This is a genomic window from Mycolicibacterium llatzerense, assembly GCF_025331195.1.
Lineage (GTDB): Bacteria > Actinomycetota > Actinomycetes > Mycobacteriales > Mycobacteriaceae > Mycobacterium > Mycobacterium llatzerense.
Genome location: NZ_LXOV01000001.1, coordinates 1,099,271 through 1,116,294 on the forward strand (window position 1 = coordinate 1,099,271; position 17,024 = coordinate 1,116,294).

The window sequence follows — 17,024 nt, forward strand, 5'->3', positions numbered from 1 at the left end:
GCTGTGAATCGGGGGAAATGGTCCAGTACTACCTCTCGGGTGCAGTAACGGCCCGGGTCGACGGCACGCCGGCGGCGCTCGGCGGACCGAAGCAGCGGTGCGTACTGGCGGTGCTGCTGGCCCATCACGGCACGGTGGTCAGCATCGACCGCCTGATCGATGCCGTCTGGGGCGACGAGCCACCGCCGAAGGCGCTGGCTTCGGTCCGCTCCTATGTGGCCAACCTCCGTCGGGTCCTCGATCCGGGCGCAGATATCGGACCTGACCAGGCCCCGGACCTCCGCCGGGCCGACAGCCAGAGCCAACGGCTCGCCTCGCATCCGCACGGCTACCAATTGAATCTGCTCACCGGCGACGCCATCGACCTGCTCAGCTTCGAAAGCCTGGTGGCCAAAGGCCGGACGGCACTGGTCCGCCATGCGGCCGGCGCCGCCGTCGAGATGCTTACCGAGGCACTGGGACTCTGGCATGGAGATCCGTTCGGAGAGTTCGCCTATCACGAGTTCGCCGCGCCTGAGGCCATCCGCTTCGCGGCTCTGCGGACCACCGCCATCGAGGCGCGATTCGACGCCGCACTGCAACTCGGCGGCGGCGGGGAACTGGTTCCCGAGGTCGAGGCGGCACTGGCGGAACATCCTCTGCAGGAACGGTTGTGGGGCCATCTGATGCTGGCCCTGCACCGGTCCAACCGCACCGCCGACGCGATCCAGGCGTTCGAGCGGGCCTGCACGACGCTCGACCGCGAGGTAGGCACCCGGCCCGGCGAAGGCCTGCAGACTCTCTTCGAGAAGATCCGGGACGGGGCCGCGGAACTGCGGGTCGCGCCGCCGCTGCACACACTCGACCCCGATCCGGCAGCACCGCCGCCATTCGTCGGCCGGGACACCGAACTCGGTGCGGTCAACGCCGCCGTGCGCCGAGCCGAGGGCGGAGCGGGCGGACTGACGCTCGTCACCGGCGACAGTGGCATCGGCAAGACGACGTTGGCGCAGGCGGCCGTCGCCCGCGCCCGTGCGGCGGGCATCGCCGTGGCCTGGGCCGGACACCCGAGCGGGGTGAAGCTGCCCCTGCACTGGACCTGGATCCAGCTGCTGCGCCAGCTGGGCGGCGAGCTCGGACCCGCCGGCCGCAAGGCGGTACTGCGGGAAGCGCCTGGCGTGGTGAATGCCCTGGTGCCCGAATGGCACGGCGACGACGACCTCAGCACCGGTAGTCGTTTCGCGCCAACAGGATTCGCCTTGGTCGAGAGAATCGTGTCGGCGCTGCGCGAGCTGTCGGCGATGGCCCCGCTGGTGCTCGTCATCGACGACCTGCAACGGGCGGACCCCGCCTCGATCAACACGCTGGTCCTGCTCGCTGAAGAATTCCCGCGCATCCCCATCCAGATCATCGGCAACTGGACCTTCTTCGGCGCCGACCGGCCGATGAACCGGTCGTCTTTCGAGCGCATCGTCCGGTCGAACGACACCGTCACGATGCACCTGGACGGCATCGACCGCGCGTCCGCCGCACACCTCGTCGACGCGGTGGCCGGCGGCACCATCCCGCCGGCCGTCTCGGCCCAGGTCTGGGAACAGGCCGGCGGAAACCCTTTCTACATCAAGGAACTCGCCCGGGCGCTCGATACCGACGGTGGCCCGCAACGCAGCCATCCCGCCCTCTCGGACGCGGTGGTCGGCGTCGTCGGCCGGCGGCTCGGCGTGCTGGACCGGCCGTGCCGGCGGGTACTGTGCGCGGCCGCCGTCGTCGGGCCCGAATTCAACGTCGCCGACCTGGCGGACATCGTCGACCTTTCGGTGTCGACAGTGCAGAACCGGCTGCGTCCGGCGTATCAGACCGGCCTGCTCGACGAACTGCCGGCACGCCCCGGTGCCTACCGATTCAGCCACGGGCTGGTACGCGACGCGCTCATCGCTCAGCTCGCCACCACCGACCGCACCAGCGTGCACGCCGCGATCGCCACCACCCGGGCGGCCACGCTCGCGACGGCCGCGTACGAACACGTCATCGCCACCGCCGACCATGCCTGGCGGGCCGGTGCCGAGCTCAATCCCGATGTGGCCCTTGGCATCCTCGAGATGTCCATCCAACGGGCCCTGAACCGGTCCGCGTACCACGACGTCGCCGGGCTCGCCGAGCACGCGCTGCAGATCAGTGACCGGCTGCCGGCCAAGCCCGAACACCTGGACCGGCAAGCCACCCTGTGGCTACACCTGGCCGGCGCGAAGAACATCCTCGAGGGGCAGGCCAGTGAGTCGGCCGCCGCGGCCGTCCAGCGGGCCTTCGAGATCGGCCAGGAAGTCAAGGGCCGCAACTTTTATGGCGCCATCGCGCTGCAGTCCATGTTGCTGTGCGCGCACGGCCGCATCGACGAGGTCGAGATCATCGTGATCGGTCTGCAGGACCAGTACGACAAATCCGGTGATCCGGTGATCGGTCTGGTCAACGACTTCGTGCACATCCTGCTGTACACCCTGCGCGGCAACACCGACATGCTGATCAGCACCGGGCTGCACATGATGGACACCTTCCCGCCGCCCGAGACCGTCACCGATCCGCTGCACTTCTTCCATCCCCGCGTCTACTGCTGGATGGCCATCGCCGAGGCAGTCCGCGGTGATGTGGACGCCATGCGCGAATACCACCGCCGCGCACTGCATCTCGCACAGAGCCGCGGCGACGTGTTCAACATCTTGGCCGCCCGCCTGACCTACGTCGAATGCGCAGCCGTCCTCGGTATCACCGACGGCATCGTCGAACTGGCCGACCAGGTCGACGTCGAGTTCAGCGCGGCGGGCAGCCCGCAATGGGCCGCGTGCGCGCGCATCGTCCGGGTCTGGGCACAGGTGCTCGGCTCCGGCGAGGGGGACGCCGCCGTCGCCTTCCAGGCGTTCGAGGAATACACCTGCGACGGCACCACGGTGATGAACACGATGTTCCTGTGCCTGCTCTCCGACATCGAGCTGTACCAGGGCCGGCCCGNGCGCCCGCGCCCTGCTGCACCGGGCCGGCCGCCTGGCCGATGCCACGGGCGAACAAGCCTTCGCCCGTGGCATCGCACAGCGGCTGGCGACCCAGTCGGTCGAGCCCGTCTGAATCAGGCCCGCACGGTCCGGTCGGGGAGTTCCTCGCGCCACTGACGCCAGATCGCCCGGTCCGTCATCAGATCCAGCACACTGCCGAATCCGGCCGGATACACCAGGGAGACAACCCATTTGCGGGAGTTCCCACGACTGACCTCACAGCCGCCCCGATACAACTGACGCAGCCAGGTGACCGTCACCGCGTCCCGCGGGTAGTCGAAGATCACCACCTCCTGGCCCGCGGCCAGCTTCGCCTGATAGTCGGTCAGGTCCAACTGGTCGTCGACCCATTTCGAATACTCGGACGCCAGGCACCGCACCTGGGTGTCCGTCAACTCCAGTTCGACGTTCACCCACCAGGTGTTGGTTCGGCTCTTGAGGAGATACGCCTTACTTCGGGGTGGCGCCGTCGCCATCTCGTCAGAAGGTGATCTTCAGAGATTTATCCACCGCATCCAACGCGTCGAACAGCTCCTTGCCCTGGCTCTCATCGCTGGTCGCGTTGATCTGCAGCACGTACAAGCCGTCGGGCCCCTTGAAGACCACGGTCTCCTGGCCGAATGCGGCCTTGCCGCCGCCCTTGAGGTTGTACGTGCCGGCGATGCGGAAAGCCGGGAAGCCGGCTGACGTCCCCGCCTCCTCACCGGCGGACTCGAAACCTGGGAGGTTCTTCACCTCGCCACCGGCGAGCTTGAGCAGCTTGTCCGGATCCACCGGACCGTCCAGGCGCGACACCAGCGCAATGATGTTCGCCGTGTAATCCGTGCTCTGCGCGCCGGGCCCGGTGTAGACGAGCGCGCCGTACGCGTAATCGGGGGTGTCTTCCCCGGCGCTGTCCCAACCGGTCGGCCGCTCGATGTCCACGGCGGGCGCGCCCGGATCCCCGGGATGGATCGACGTCTCCTGGATCTTCTCTTGCTTGATGTAGTCGGCGATCGTGGGGTTCGCCCCGGATTCGTCAGCCTTGCGCGGCTTCAGCTTGGGCGCCGCCTTCGTCGACGACGACGCGCTCGAGCTGCTGCTCGAGCTCGACGAGCTGGAACTGGAGCTCGAGCTGGTCGTGCTCTTGTCCTTGTCGCCTCCGCAGGCGCCCAGCGTGAAGCTCAGGCAAACGGCGGCGGCAACGGCGATGACAGGCCGATGCGACATCTGCATCGTGACTCCTCAGGGTTAGACGACGGACGTCGGTCACGTCCTCGGCGTCACGATATGGACGTCCGATTGGAATTCCGTTGAACTCGCCGCGGCACGTGGTTGGAACGCCGGCGGCCGCCAACCAGACCGGCCTGGACTTCCAACCGGATTCCAACACCGCGGAGCTAACTTTTGCCGTCCGGCTTGATCAGTGCGGCGCCGGTAAGTGGCGCCCGAAACTCGGAAGGGGTTGGCGACATGACCAACACGACGTGTCAGAGGCTCGTTCTGGCGTCCGCGATCACGGTTGCCGTGTTCGGCGCCGCTGCCTGCTCCAGCGGGACGCCGTCGGTGAGCAAGAAGGATGTCGAGAGCCAGATCATCACCAAGATGACCGGCGCCGACGGCAAGAAGGCCGATTCGGTGACGTGCCCCGAAAACCTTGCGGGCCAAAAGGGTGCCGAGATCAACTGCACCATGAAGGTCGGTGACAAGACCAGCACCGTCAACGTCACGGTCACCAGCATCGAAGGTGAGCAGGTCAAGTTCGACATGGTCCAGACCATCGACAAGGACCAGGTCGCCAAGCAGATCAGCGAAGAGCTGGGGCAGCAGTTCGGGACCAAGCCCGAAACATTGACGTGCCCGGAGAACCTGAAGGGTACGGAGGGCGCAACCCTCCGTTGCGAGCTCAAGGACAGCGGCCAGACGTACGGCGTGACGGTCACCGTCAACAAGGTGGACGGCTCCGACGTGAACTACGGGTTCAAGGTCGACGACAAGCCCAAGTCGTAAGCGATGGGAATGCACCGAGCCCTCTGGCGGGCATCTGCGCTATTGGCGGTCTGCACCCTGGCCGTCGCCGGCTGCGGCGAGAAGCAGCTGAAACCTCAAGCGGGTTCGTCGTCGACGACGAAGCCGATGGCCCCGCCGGCCGAGATCCACGGCGACGCATCGGATCCCGTGAACAAGATCGTCGCCCAAGCCATCGGCAACATCGAAAGCTACTGGAAGAGCGAATTTCCCAAGCTCTACGAGAAGGACTACACGCCGGTCAAGGGCGGCTTCTACGCCGTGGACCCGAAGAAGGGCCCGGTGCCGCCGTGTGCGGACTCACCCGCGGACGTTGCCGGCAATGCGTTCTACTGCTCCAAGGGCGACGACGTGGCCTGGGACGCCACGGGGCTGCTACCCGACTTGCAAAAGAAGTTCGGAGACTTCGTCATTCCGCTGGTATTGGCCCACGAGTGGGGCCATGCGATCCAGGCCCGCGCGAACTTCCAGGGCGAGACGGTGACCAAGGAGATCCAGGCCGACTGCTTTGCCGGTGCGTGGGCCGCCCACGCCAAAGACATCTACAACGTCAGCGCCAACGATATGGACTACGCCCTCGCCGGTTTCTTGTTCTTGCGCGATGAACCGGGTACCGCCAAGCACGATCTGAGTGCGCACGGCAGTGGGTTCGACCGGGTGAGCTCGTTCCGCACCGGGTTCGGCAAGGGCCCGAAGGCCTGTGCGGACTATCGCAACGGCGACCCGGTGGTGGTCGAATTGCCGTTCAACGACGCCGCCGATCAGGCCTCCGGGGGCGAGGCTCCGTATGACGCGATAATCGATGGTGTCCCAGCGGATCTCGAGGACTACTTCACGCAGCTGATCCCCGAGCTGACCGACGGCAAGTACGACTGGACTCCGCTGAAGGCACCGCGCAAGATCGATCCTGACAAGGTGCCCGATTGCGGCGGCAAGTCGATGAAGGGTTCGGTCCTGTACTACTGCGTGGACGACGATTACGTCGGCTTCGACAACGTCAAGACGATGCCCGACATCTATGACAGCGGCGGCGATTTCTCGGTGGCGACGCTCATCGCGACACAGTACGGACTGGCGGCGCTGATCCGCATGGGCCAGCCGCAGGACTCGAAGCAGACCTCGCTGCGCGCAGACTGTCTCGCCGGTTCCTGGGCCGCCAGCATCCTGCTCCACAACCGCCCCAACAGCAGATACAGCCTCTCGCCCGGCGACCTGGACAAGGCCGTCGCCGCCCTGCTGCTCTACCGCACCGACGGCGGGGACGTCCAACACCACGGCCAGGGGACCGAACGCATCGACGCCTACCACCGCGGTGTGTACGACGGCGCCAAGCCCTGCCTGACCCTCTGATATCCCGAGATCCGCCAAGGAGCCCCATGACCCATCCCGACCAGACTGCCGTCACCGACGGCGATACACCGGAGGAAGAGACGACCTCGGCCTGGCGTGGCCTGCTGAGGTCGATGCACCCGAAATTCTTCTTTTCGATGGCCGACGGCTATCCCGTTGGTGTCAAACAGTTTCTGCAGTTCTGCCTGCTGCTGATCTACCCCGGCTGGCTGTTTGCGGCCCCACTGTGTGCGGCCATCTACGCCGTCGGGTACGGCGTGCTGTGGGTGTTGTTCTGGCCGGTGCGCGCCTGGATGAAGACGAACCGGCCCGAGGACTACGCGGCCAGTCAGCTGAAATGAGAGTGCGCCCTACCGCCGCTTGAGGAAGTCGAAGAAGTGGGGCGTGGTGTCGACTCGCAGGCGCGTCAGCTTGCGGTAGCTGATCAGCCACTTCCCGTCCGCCAGGCGGTACTGCTCGTGGTAGTGCCCGTAACCGTGCAGATGTTCTTCGATGTCTCCGTTGGTCCACCACAGCTGGTCCTCCATGGCCCAGATTCCGGTGGCGGTGGTGTCACTGGTCAGCTCGATCTCGGGGGTGTGGCCGTGGTGCACGGTCGTGACGGTGGTGCCGCCGTCGAGCAGTGACCGAATGGCCCGCGTCAGTGGCTCTTTGCCGACGACACGGTTTCCACTGCCGGCCTTGGGTGTCCAATTGTTGTTGTCGGGCAACCCATCCCAGGTTTCGGAGACGACGTCGTCGGTGTGCAGCGTCGGATAGATCTCCCACTGCTTGGTGTCCATGCACCGGAGGCGGCGGGCAAAGGTGCGTTTGATGCCTCGATGGCGTGCGCTTGGTCGCCGGTGCTCAGGGTGATGTCGGTGGTCATCGGTCGACCTCATTTCGTCTGGTTCGGGTGCGTCGGCGCCACGGCGCCATGAGCAGCTCACAGGCGCGGCGCATGTCGCGCTCGGCCTGCTCGGGCGTCGTCTCGCCGGTGATGGCCCACGACAGGATGCCGTACGCGCACTGCTCGAGCAGCAGCGCGATCTGCGTCTCATCCGCGGTCGGCGCGGCGATGCCGGCGACACCCAGGATGTTGCTCCGCAGGTTGTAGTCGCCGCTCACAGTCGATTCCGCGCGCCGGGCGTTGACCGAAGTGATCATCGCGCGCGCCAGTTGCGGGCGCGCGAGCATGGTCCGAATGATGCCGGCCATGAGTTCGGTGACGTCGGCGATGGGGTACCCCGTCGTCGGGCCCGGCGGCGCGGCGTTCTGTGTGTAGTGAAAGAGCAACGCCGCGAACAGATGATGCTTGGTGGGGTAGTAGCGGTAGACCGTGGTGATCGAGACCGCGGACTGGTCTGCCACATCCTGCATCCGGACTTCTTCGAGTCCGTGGCGCGCGCCGAGCCGCGCGGCGGTGGCGAGGATGCGGTCGCAGCGGTCGATCTGTGCGGGGGTCCTCGGGGTCGCCGGCTCCCGGTCGAGTGGTGCTCGCGGCATCGCTACTCCGGTGGTCCAGCAGGCGTGCCCTGCAACATCTTCTGGATCATCGCGTGGGACGCCAGCAGCACCTTGCCGCGGTCGCCGGTGGCGTGGACGGCCGGGCTGTCGGCGTGCTTCGAGATGATGTGCACCGGGCCGTTGGCGAGATTCGCCAGGCCTTCACGCGCGACGTCGGCCGGATCGGACGCCGGCATCCCGGGGATGTCGAAATTGAGACCGACCCGCTCCATCGCCGGTGTCTTGGTGAGGCCGAGGACGAGCTCGAGGACGTCCACGTTGTGCTCGCGCAGCTCCAGCCAGAGCCCTTCGGCATATATCCGGCTGAATGCCTTCACACCGCCGTACACGGTGTGCCGCGCCGACCCGAGATGTCCGCTGAGCGACCCGACCAACATCAGTCCGCCGCGGCCGCGCTCGCGCATCGGCGCTCCGAAATGCTGGACCAGCCGCAGCGGCGTGGTGATGTTCAGATCGATGACCCGCTGGAACGCGCCGAGGTCGCCGTCGAGGAACTCCGCGCTGTGGGTGTTGGCGCCCGCGTTGTAGATGAGCAGCCCGACTTCCAGATCAGCTGTCGCGCTGATGATCTGGTCGATGCCGTCGTCGGTGGTGAGGTCGACGGCGAGTTCGCGTACCGCCAAGCCCGATTCGCGACACCGGTTCGCGGTGGCCTGCAGTGGACCCGGCTTGCGGGCGATCAACACCAGGTTGATGCCGGCCTGCGCCAGCAGTGCCGCGAACTCGGCGCCGACGCCTTCCGAGCCACCCGCGATGACGGCCCACGGCCCGTACTTGTGCAGCTGCAACGCGTCTTCGCTAGACAAGTTCTCACCCCATATCTAAAATTCATTTTAGTTTTCTGCGTCCGAGGGTATCCGATCCAGACGCCAAGACGGAAGGGCGTGTGCATGCGGATAGGACTGCAGACACCGGTGGTCATCCAAGTTCCGGCCACCGCATCGACGTGGGAAAGAACCGCAGGCGCCGCGGAGATCGGAGAGATCGCCGCCGTGGCCGATCTGCTCGGCGTCGACTATCTCACCTGCTCCGAGCACGTCGTCGTGCCAGTTGATGTCGCGGCCACTCGGGGGTCGACGTACTGGGATCCGTTGGCCACCTTGGCTTTCATCGCCGGGCGGACATCGCGAATTCAGTTGGCGACGTCCGTACTGGTGCTGGGCTACCACCATCCGCTGGAGATCGCCAAGCGCTACGGCACTCTCGACCAGGTCAGCGACGGCCGGCTGATCCTGGGGGTGGGCGTCGGGTCATTGCGTGAAGAGTTCGACCTGTTGGACGCCGCCTGGGACGACCGGGGCGCCCGGGCAGACGAGGCAATGAGTGCCTTGCGTGGGGCCTTGGCCACCAATCACCCAGTGCACCAAGGCAAGTACTACAACTACGACTCCGTCGTCATGGACCCTTGCGCGCTGCAACTGCGGGTACCGATCTGGGTGGGCGGCCGGACCCGGCGTTCGCTTCGCCGCGCCGTCGAGCTCGGGGACGGCTGGATGCCCTTCGGCCTCACGGCAGCCGAGATAGCGACAATGCTTGCAGCCGTGGACCTTCCGGACCCTTTCGACGTCGTGCTCGCCACGGGGCCGCTGGATCCGATGGGCGCACCGCAACAGACACTCGACGAACTCGGTGCGCTCGAAGACGCCGGTGCGACGGCGGCAACGTGCGTCATCGCCTCCCGATCCGCCGCGCACTGCTGCGAACAGCTCGGCGCTTTGGCGGACCTGACGAACCTGCTGGCCACGGAGCAACGGTGACCGAGCAGCGGCTCGCCGAGCTCGAAGCCCGTCTGCGCCGCATCGAAGACGAACGTGCCATCGAGCGGATGATCGCTTCGTACGGACCGCTCGTCGACGCCGGTTCGGCCGACGCCGTCGCCGCGATGTGGGCACCGGACGGGGTGTACGACGTCGAGAACTGGCTCATGACAGGTCGCGACGATGTCGCCGCGATGGTGCGCTCACCCGGTCATCAGGACTTCATCACCACCGGATGCACCCACTTCCTGAGTCCTGCCGTCGTCACCATCCATGGCGACGAGGCAGTCGCGGTCTGTGAGTCGACGCTATTGCTCAGGCGCGCAACGACTTACGAGGCCATCCGCGCCGGCGTCAGCCACTTCCAGCTGAACCGCGCAGCCGAGGCACCGCACGGCTGGCTGATCGTCAAACGCATCACCCGGCTCCTCGATGGGACCGAGCCGCCCCGCAGGTTGTTGGCGGCCGGTATCGACGGACGGGTCGTGACCTAGCCCGTCGTGCTGTCCAGCGTGTGCCCGGCCATGGCCGCCAGGACCCGGTGGGCGCGGGCGACCATCTCAGCGGCGGGCTCCTCCGGATGATTGCGCCAGAACAGCATCAGTGCCGACACCATGTGTTCCCACACGCCGGTGGCGGCGACCAGATCGACGGGATCGGTCAGGCCGACCCCGCCGAGGGACCGCGACACTCCCGCGAACGCCTGCTGGCGCAAGATCGTCCGCTGCTCGCGCGCCGCATCCCGCGCCGGACCCTTCGGGACCGACCGGTCGAACAGCACATGCCAGTCGCCCGGATGCCCCTCGAACGTCGTGAAGATCGCGGCCAGCACCGGCTCACCGGCCGCGGCGCCGGCCCCGGCCAGGTGATCGGGGGACTGGAGCGCGTCGGCGACCGCCTGCTCGATCTGATTTCCGATCCTGGTGACGCACGCGGCGTACACCGCCTCTTTGGACCCGAAGTAGCTGATGATCAGGGTCTTGGAGACCTCGGCCTGCGCGGCGATGGCAGCCAGCGACGCACCCGCGTAGGTGGCCCGGCTGAATTCGGCGATTGCCGCCTCGACGATCAGCTGCTCACGCTCGCCGCGCGGCACCCCTTTGGTGCCGGTTCTGCCGCTGACGGGCCGCGTGGTCATCGTGACAGCCTAATCAGGCTTGTCGGGTGTTCGAACCGTTGTTGACCGGTGCCCGGGACGAACAGGCCGATTCAGTGCGGCTGAACGTCGATCCACTCCAGATATGCACTGCCCGAAACTGATCCGGTACCCCAGGTACCGGTATACGAGTAGGCGGCGGCGTATCCCGGTCCGTGGCCGTGGCGCCACGGCGAGTCGACGGTGCCGATCAGGGCCAGAATTTCCCGGCCGCCGTCGCGCACCGACCACTTGAACTTGCGGGGCCTTCGCATGGTGTTGCCGCGGTCGTCGACCAGTGGCTCGCCGTACTCGGTGACCGCGAAGTGGACGTCGGAGTACACCTCGGTTTCACCACCGAGGACTCGTACGTGAGCCAACTTGCAGGCAGTCCGGCCCCGGGCCCGGACGTCGGTCAGCAGCACCTGAGTGCGCTCATCGAGGTTGATGATCTGGTAGGTGAAGAAGTCCATCGGCAGTTTGAACCGGGCCGGCACCGGACTGCGGGTAAGCGCCTGGTGCGTACGGATTCTCGCGTACTCGAAGGTGCCGAGACCGCTGACGTCGACGCCGTCGACGGTGCCCGCATACGGCGCGAGCAGGCTCAGATGGTCGTACACCGGCGATTTCACGAAGTACGAAACCTGATCTGTGACATCGAGTTTCAGATCGACGTCGAACTGCGGGTAGCGGCCGCGTACGACGACGTGGGGCAACGCCACATCGATGGCCAGGTCCTCGGCCCAGCGCAGCCGGCGGCCGTCGGCGGTGAACGAACAGTCAGTGTGCATGTCGTAGGCCCGATAGAAGCGCTGGTCCGCATGTGCCGTCGACGAGAAGACCGTGGACGTATCGCGCGCATCGGGCGCCGCGAGGTGGTCGAGGTCGAACAGTTCGGTACCCGATGCGCCCAGCAGCGTCATCGTGTTGAGGTAGCGGTACGGCTCCGGCAGGTCCGGGACGAACACCCCGAAATGCGTTACGCCCCAGGCGCGCGAGACATCATGGGGTTTGAGAATCTCAGGGGCATCGAACGGCAGGCGCGACGCCGGCAGCCGGCTGTCGACCAGCGGCAGCAGGCCGTCGATGACGACGCGCGACAGCGCGCGGGAGACCAGGTGCTTGTTCATCGGATCCTTCGAGTTGCGGCCGGGGCTACGTGAGCGCCGCGAGGGCACGGTCGGCCGTAGCAGGGGAGATGAGATCGATCGTCGGTAGGACCGCACGCAGGACCGCCGGGCTGACTTCCACCGGCTGATGCGTGACCGCGCGGACGATCCAGCGTCCCGCTTCTTCCGCCGAAAGTGCTGCGGCGCTTTCGTATTCGGCAGTGGGCGCGATCATCTCGGTGCGGACCAGCGGGAAGTAGACATTGGTGGCGCTGATGCCGGGGTGGGGCCGCTCGGCGTTGAGGCTGCGGCCGAAGATCGCCAGCGCGCTCTTCGAGGCCGCATAGGCGGAGAATCGCGGAAATGTGTTGGCGTGCAGGCCCCACGTGCAGATGTTGATGACCTGACCGCGGCCGCGTTCGATCATGCCGGGCAGCAGGCCCAGGCTCAGCTGGACGGCCGCGAGGTAGTTGAGGGACATCGTGCGCTGGTAGTCGTGCAACCGGTCGGTGGCGTCGGCGATGCTGCGGCGGATCGAGTGGCCGGCGTTGTTCACGAGGACGTCCACCCGCTGATCGGCAAGCTCGGTCAGCAGTCGGGCAGTGGCGTCCTGGTCCGCGAGATCGCAGGTGCGCCAAGAGCATCCGGTCTCGGCGGCCAGGCTCCGCAGTTCGTCTTCGCGACGGGCGACGGCGATGACCGTGGCGCCACGGGCGCTGAGCTGGGTGACCGCCTGTCGGCCGATTCCGGCCGAGGCGCCCGTCAGCACGATGGTCAGATCACTGACGTCGCGACCCGGGCCGGCCAGCGCGGCGTCGAGCCGCTCGGGCAGCAGCGTCCGACGCTGGACGAGATCCATAACGACATTACGAATGGACATGACTTCCTCCCACACGGTGTTCTCACCGGGACTCGGCCGATATTACCATGCGGTCACTTTTGCTGATGTGGCACGCACTGGCGCTACGCCGCGCCGATGACGGACCCGGCCATCCACAGCGGCGGCTCACAGTGGTCGCCGAGCGCAGCGTGCGGATTCATCGCACTCCAGCGCTGACGGCGCGTCATCCGGTCGTAGTGCTCGTCGGCGACCGACTTCAGGAAGTCCACGCTGCCGCTCATGAAATCCAGTCCGTACCCGGTCAGCACATACGCGGGCAGGCTCGGCGTGAACTGCTCGGAGATGTCGTACCGCTCGCAGCGGTGGTGTGTCCCGCGGTGATCAGTACTGGCTGTCCACTGCAGCACCGACGGCCGGCGCCAGGACGTCGCCGTCGCCTCGACCCCGGTGTACCAATCGACGCCGGCGGCGGGCGCGACCCGGGTCGGCGCCGGGATTTCGTAGACGATCTTTGTCTCCACGCCGATCACTCCGCTCGCCGACCGAAATTCGTGTACCGAGTGTGGGCACTGGTCCCGTGGTCGAGGAAGAGTTGCCGGCTCGATCAGCCCGGTTCCTCGCACAAATCAAAGATTGGGCCCGCGAGTGTGAGGGCGGACAGCAACCGATCACAGGACGGATCAGCCGGCGAGCTCGATCGTCCCGCCCGGGATCGCGTCGATCAACATTCGGGTGTAGTCGGACGTCGGGTTCTCGTACACCTGGTCCGTAGGCCCGGAATCCACCACCTCGCCGCGGGACATCACGATCACGTTGTGAGCGATCTCCTTCACCACCGCCAGGTCGTGGGTGATGAACAGGTAACTCAGGCCGAGCTCGTTCTGCAGCTCGCTCAGTAGCGTGAGGATCTGCGCCTGCACCAGGACGTCCAGCGCGGAAACCGCTTCGTCGCACACCACCACCTCCGGGTTGAGGGCGAGCGCGCGGGCAATCGCGACGCGCTGCCGCTGACCGCCGGACAGCTCGTTGGGGAAGCGCTGCATGACCGACTGCGGCAGCGCGACCAGGTCCAGCAGTTCCTTCACTCGGGCGGTGCGGGAGGACTTGTCTCCGATGCCGTGGATGTTCAGCGGCTCGGCGATCGCCCGGTAGATGGAGTACATCGGATCCAGCGACCCGTACGGGTTCTGGAACACCGGCTGTACCCGGCGTCGGAACTCCTTCGCTTCGGCGCCGCGCAGCGACGTGACGTCCTTCCCGTCAAAGTGCACCGTGCCCGAGGTCGCCTCCAACAGTCCCAGCACCATGCGCGCCACCGTCGACTTTCCCGAGCCGGACTCGCCGACCACCGCGGTGGTCGTCCCGCGCCGCAGGGTGAAACTCACATCGTTCACGGCACGAAAGGTCGAGCCGCCGCTGAAGGGGACGGCACCACGGATCGGGAATTCCTTGACCAGGTTCGCCGCGACCATGACGTCCTGAGGACCGGACGACGCGTGCTGGTTAGGTTCGGCGATGGTGCCGGTGACCTTGAGCTGCAGCGCCTGGTCGCCGAGGAGTTCGCCATGGTCCAAGTCGGTGAGGGTCTTGCCGTGGGCACGCCGGGCGGCCAAGGAGGGCGCCGCGCGCACCAACCGCTTGGTGTACTCGTGGTGCGGGTCCTGCAGGATCTGCAGGGCTGGTCCGGACTCGACCACCCGCCCCTTGTACATGACGACCAGGTGGCTGGCGCGTTCCGCGGCCAAGCCGAGGTCGTGCGTGATGAGTAGGACCGCCGTGCCGAGATCGGTGGTCAAATCCTCGAGATGGTCCAGGATTTGCCGCTGCACGGTCACGTCCAGGGCCGAGGTCGGCTCGTCGGCGATCAGCAGCTTCGGCCGGCACGCGAGTCCGATCGCGATCAGCGCCCGCTGGCGCATACCGCCCGAGTACTCGTGCGGGAACTGATTGACTCGCTTGTCGGGGTCGCGCATGCCTGCCTCGCTGAGCAATGCGATCGCGCGTTTGCGCGCATCGCCCCGCTTCGCTGCACCATTCGCTTGCAGGGTTTCGCGGATCTGGAATCCGACGCGCCACACCGGGTTGAGGTTGGTGTTGGGGTCCTGCGGGACCAGACCGACGCCGCTGCCCCGGATCTTCTCGAAGTCGCGGCGGGACGCGGCAGCCAAGTCCTGGCCGTCGAAAAGGATCTGACCGCCGGTCACCTTGCCGGTCCCCGGCAACAGACCGAGCACCGCGGCGGCCGTGGTGGATTTGCCTGACCCGGACTCCCCGACGATGGCCACCGTTTGCCCCGGGTAAACGGTGAGGCTCACATCTCGCACCGCGGGCACCGACTTGTTCTGCACCCGGAACTCGACCCGCAGGTCGCGGATGTCGAGCAGCGGCGCAGATCCGTCCTTCGACGTCTGGGTCATCAGCGGGTCCTCGCCTTCGGGTCCAGCGCGTCGCGCAGCACATCACCGAGCATCATGAAGGTGAGCACGGTGATCGCCAGCGCCGCCGCGGGATAGAACAGGATCGGCGTGCCCTCGCGGAGCAGTTGCTGCCCGGCCGCGATGTCGATGCCCCACGACACCGCCGTGGACGGTAATCCGATGCCGAGATACGACAGGGTCGCTTCGGTGACGATGAAGATGCCCAGCGAAATGGTGCCGACCACGATCACCGGACCCAGCGCGTTGGGTATGACGTGGGTGAACAGGGTGCGAACCCGGGACGCTCCCAGCGACCGCGCCGCCGTGATGAACTCCTCGTTGCGAACCGCGATCGCGGCCGATCGGGCAATGCGCGCGATTTGCGGCCAGCTGAAGATCGCGAGCACGATCACCACGGTGAACACGGTTCGCGAGCTGATCATCTGCATCGTGACCACCGCCGCCAGGATGAGCGGGATACCGAAGAAGATGTCCGCCAGCCTCGCGATCACCGAGTCGATCCAGCCACCGAAGAACCCGGCCACGCTGCCGAGCAGGCCGCCGATCAGGACCACGACGATCGTGGTCAGTACGCCCACCGCCACCGAAGCACGGGCGCCGTAGATCGTTCGGGTGTAGATGTCGTAGCCCTGCCGGTCGGTCCCGAACCAGTGCTCGGAGCTGGGCGGGAGCAGCGACTGCTCGAGCGAACCGTAATGCGGGTCCTGACTGGTGAACAGTCCTGGGAAGAGCACGACGACCACGATCATGGCCAGCAGCACCATCGACACGATGAACTCCGGCTTGGTGCGCAGCTCCAGCCACGCCGACTTCCAGAAACCAGCGGGATGCACGTCGGCGGCGACCGCGTCGACCTCGGCGACGCTGACCGCGTCAGGGCCCGCGACGAAACGCTCCTGGCCGGGGTACCGGGTGGGTTGGTTCGGGGTCTCAGGCATAGCGGATCCTCGGGTCGAGGGCGGCGTAGAGCAGGTCGACCACCACGTTGGACGCCAGGTAGATGAGCACGAGCACCGTGACAAAGGACACGACGGTCGACGATTCGCCCCGGATCACCGCCTGATAGATGGTTCCGCCCACTCCCGGAATGTTGAAGATGCCCTCGGTGACGATCGCGCCGCCCATCAGCACGCCGAGGTCGGCGCCGAGAAACGTCACCACCGGGATCAGCGAGTTGCGGAGCACGTGCACCACGATCACCCGCGGGCGGGACAGCCCCTTCGCCGTGGCGGTCCGCACGTAGTCCGCCGAGAGGTTCTCCGCGATCGACGAGCGGGTCAGCCGGACAACATATGCGAACGACACCGCACCGAGCACGAATCCGGGCAGCAGCAGGTGATAGAGGTCGAGGTGGCCGCCGACGGTGACGGGGAAGATCTGCCAGCGCACACCGAACAGGTACTGAGCCGCAAAGCCGATCACGAAGATCGGGACGGCGACGATGAGAAGCGTCACGATCAGGATCGTGGTGTCGACCCACTTGCCCTTGTTCAGACCCGCGAGCACGCCGAACGTCACACCGAACACCGCCTCGACGGCGATCGCGATGAGCGCGAGGTCGACCGTGACGGGGAAGGCGCGCTTCATCACGTCGAACACCGGCTGGCCCGAGAAGGAGGTGCCGAAGTCCAACCGGAACACTCCGCTGATGTAGTGCCAGTACTGCAGGTAGAACGGCTGGTCCAAGTGATACTGCGCGCGGAGCGTCGCGATCAGCGCGGGCGACATGGGCTTGCCGCCGCCCAGCGCGGAGATCGGGTCGGCCGGCAGCAGGAAGACGAGCGCATAGATCAGGAAAGTGGCGCCGAAGAACACGATCACCACCTGCCCGAGCCGGCTCAATCCGTATCTCAGCATC

At 66.5% G+C, this 17,024-nt stretch carries 17 protein-coding genes and 1 pseudogene; 6 read left to right on the forward strand and 12 right to left on the reverse strand.

Annotated elements, in window-relative coordinates; genetic code table 11:
* Nucleotides 1-17 precede the first annotated feature (17 nt).
* On the forward strand, nucleotides 18-2,982 hold a 2,965-nt coding region (locus A7G45_RS05600; RefSeq protein WP_260934646.1), incomplete at its 3' end, for an ATP-binding protein.
* Nucleotides 2,983-3,097: 115 nt separating this feature from the next.
* Here A7G45_RS05600 and A7G45_RS05605 read toward each other — a convergent pair.
* Both A7G45_RS05605 and A7G45_RS05610 read right to left on the reverse strand, forming a co-directional pair.
* Nucleotides 3,098-3,499, reverse strand: a complete 402-nt coding sequence (locus A7G45_RS05605) for a hypothetical protein (RefSeq protein ID WP_043987486.1) — start codon at nucleotides 3,497-3,499, stop codon at nucleotides 3,098-3,100.
* A 4-nt stretch (nucleotides 3,500-3,503) separates the two neighbouring features.
* Nucleotides 3,504-4,238, reverse strand: a complete 735-nt coding sequence (locus A7G45_RS05610; RefSeq protein WP_043987487.1) for an LpqN/LpqT family lipoprotein — start codon at nucleotides 4,236-4,238, stop codon at nucleotides 3,504-3,506.
* Between the two features lie 237 nt (nucleotides 4,239-4,475).
* On the opposite strand from A7G45_RS05610, the gene A7G45_RS05615 reads away from it, so the two are divergent.
* From A7G45_RS05615 to A7G45_RS05625, 3 genes are read left to right on the forward strand one after another with little or no spacing between them, the layout of a single operon-like run.
* Nucleotides 4,476-5,012, forward strand: a complete 537-nt coding sequence (locus A7G45_RS05615) for an anti-apoptotic protein (protein ID WP_043391392.1) — start codon at nucleotides 4,476-4,478, stop codon at nucleotides 5,010-5,012.
* A gap of 3 nt (nucleotides 5,013-5,015) precedes the next feature.
* Complete coding sequence (locus tag A7G45_RS05620; RefSeq protein ID WP_043987489.1) at nucleotides 5,016-6,380, forward strand: neutral zinc metallopeptidase; 1,365 nt, start codon at nucleotides 5,016-5,018, stop codon at nucleotides 6,378-6,380.
* Nucleotides 6,381-6,406: 26 nt separating this feature from the next.
* Nucleotides 6,407-6,721, forward strand: coding sequence for a hypothetical protein (locus tag A7G45_RS05625; protein WP_043391397.1), 315 nt, complete (start codon nucleotides 6,407-6,409; stop codon nucleotides 6,719-6,721).
* Nucleotides 6,722-6,730: 9 nt separating this feature from the next.
* On the opposite strand, the pseudogene A7G45_RS05630 reads toward A7G45_RS05625, so the two are convergent.
* From A7G45_RS05630 to A7G45_RS05640, 3 genes and pseudogenes are all read right to left on the reverse strand, one after another.
* Nucleotides 6,731-7,248, reverse strand: a pseudogene (locus A7G45_RS05630) (nuclear transport factor 2 family protein).
* Entirely contained in the window at nucleotides 7,245-7,865 is a 621-nt protein-coding gene (locus A7G45_RS05635) for a TetR/AcrR family transcriptional regulator (RefSeq protein ID WP_043987490.1), read from the reverse strand. Before A7G45_RS05635 ends, A7G45_RS05630 begins: the two are co-directional and overlap by 4 nt.
* A gap of 2 nt (nucleotides 7,866-7,867) precedes the next feature.
* Nucleotides 7,868-8,692: an SDR family NAD(P)-dependent oxidoreductase gene (locus tag A7G45_RS05640; protein WP_260934659.1), complete on the reverse strand. Its 825-nt coding sequence runs from the start codon at nucleotides 8,690-8,692 to the stop codon at nucleotides 7,868-7,870.
* Between the two features lie 84 nt (nucleotides 8,693-8,776).
* On the opposite strand from A7G45_RS05640, the gene A7G45_RS05645 reads away from it, so the two are divergent.
* Both A7G45_RS05645 and A7G45_RS05650 read left to right on the forward strand, forming a co-directional pair.
* Nucleotides 8,777-9,643 (forward strand): LLM class F420-dependent oxidoreductase, encoded by an 867-nt coding sequence (locus A7G45_RS05645; RefSeq protein ID WP_043987492.1) that lies wholly within the window; start codon nucleotides 8,777-8,779, stop codon nucleotides 9,641-9,643.
* Nucleotides 9,640-10,137 (forward strand): nuclear transport factor 2 family protein, encoded by a 498-nt coding sequence (locus tag A7G45_RS05650; protein WP_043987493.1) that lies wholly within the window; start codon nucleotides 9,640-9,642, stop codon nucleotides 10,135-10,137. The genes A7G45_RS05645 and A7G45_RS05650 overlap by 4 nt, the downstream gene beginning before the upstream one ends.
* On the opposite strand, the gene A7G45_RS05655 is transcribed toward A7G45_RS05650, so the two are convergent.
* The 7 genes from A7G45_RS05655 to A7G45_RS05685 form a co-directional block, all read right to left on the reverse strand.
* Nucleotides 10,134-10,739, reverse strand: coding sequence for a TetR/AcrR family transcriptional regulator (locus tag A7G45_RS05655; protein ID WP_043391920.1), 606 nt, complete (start codon nucleotides 10,737-10,739; stop codon nucleotides 10,134-10,136). The genes A7G45_RS05650 and A7G45_RS05655 overlap by 4 nt on opposite strands.
* Before the next feature lie 113 nt (nucleotides 10,740-10,852).
* Entirely contained in the window at nucleotides 10,853-11,908 is a 1,056-nt protein-coding gene (locus A7G45_RS05660; protein ID WP_043987504.1) for a DUF6670 family protein, read from the reverse strand.
* Nucleotides 11,909-11,933: 25 nt separating this feature from the next.
* Nucleotides 11,934-12,767 (reverse strand): SDR family NAD(P)-dependent oxidoreductase, encoded by an 834-nt coding sequence (locus A7G45_RS05665; protein ID WP_043987505.1) that lies wholly within the window; start codon nucleotides 12,765-12,767, stop codon nucleotides 11,934-11,936.
* 83 nt (nucleotides 12,768-12,850) lie between these two features.
* Nucleotides 12,851-13,249: a hypothetical protein gene (locus A7G45_RS05670; RefSeq protein ID WP_131630790.1), complete on the reverse strand. Its 399-nt coding sequence runs from the start codon at nucleotides 13,247-13,249 to the stop codon at nucleotides 12,851-12,853.
* Between the two features lie 159 nt (nucleotides 13,250-13,408).
* On the reverse strand, nucleotides 13,409-15,145 hold the full coding sequence (locus tag A7G45_RS05675) for a dipeptide ABC transporter ATP-binding protein (protein WP_260934669.1): 1,737 nt from the start codon (nucleotides 15,143-15,145) through the stop codon (nucleotides 13,409-13,411).
* On the reverse strand, nucleotides 15,145-16,104 hold the full coding sequence (locus A7G45_RS05680; RefSeq protein ID WP_260934672.1) for an ABC transporter permease: 960 nt from the start codon (nucleotides 16,102-16,104) through the stop codon (nucleotides 15,145-15,147). The genes A7G45_RS05675 and A7G45_RS05680 overlap by 1 nt, the downstream gene beginning before the upstream one ends.
* Complete coding sequence (locus A7G45_RS05685; protein ID WP_260934675.1) at nucleotides 16,097-17,023, reverse strand: ABC transporter permease; 927 nt, start codon at nucleotides 17,021-17,023, stop codon at nucleotides 16,097-16,099. The genes A7G45_RS05680 and A7G45_RS05685 overlap by 8 nt, the downstream gene beginning before the upstream one ends.
* Nucleotide 17,024: the final 1 nt, after the last annotated feature.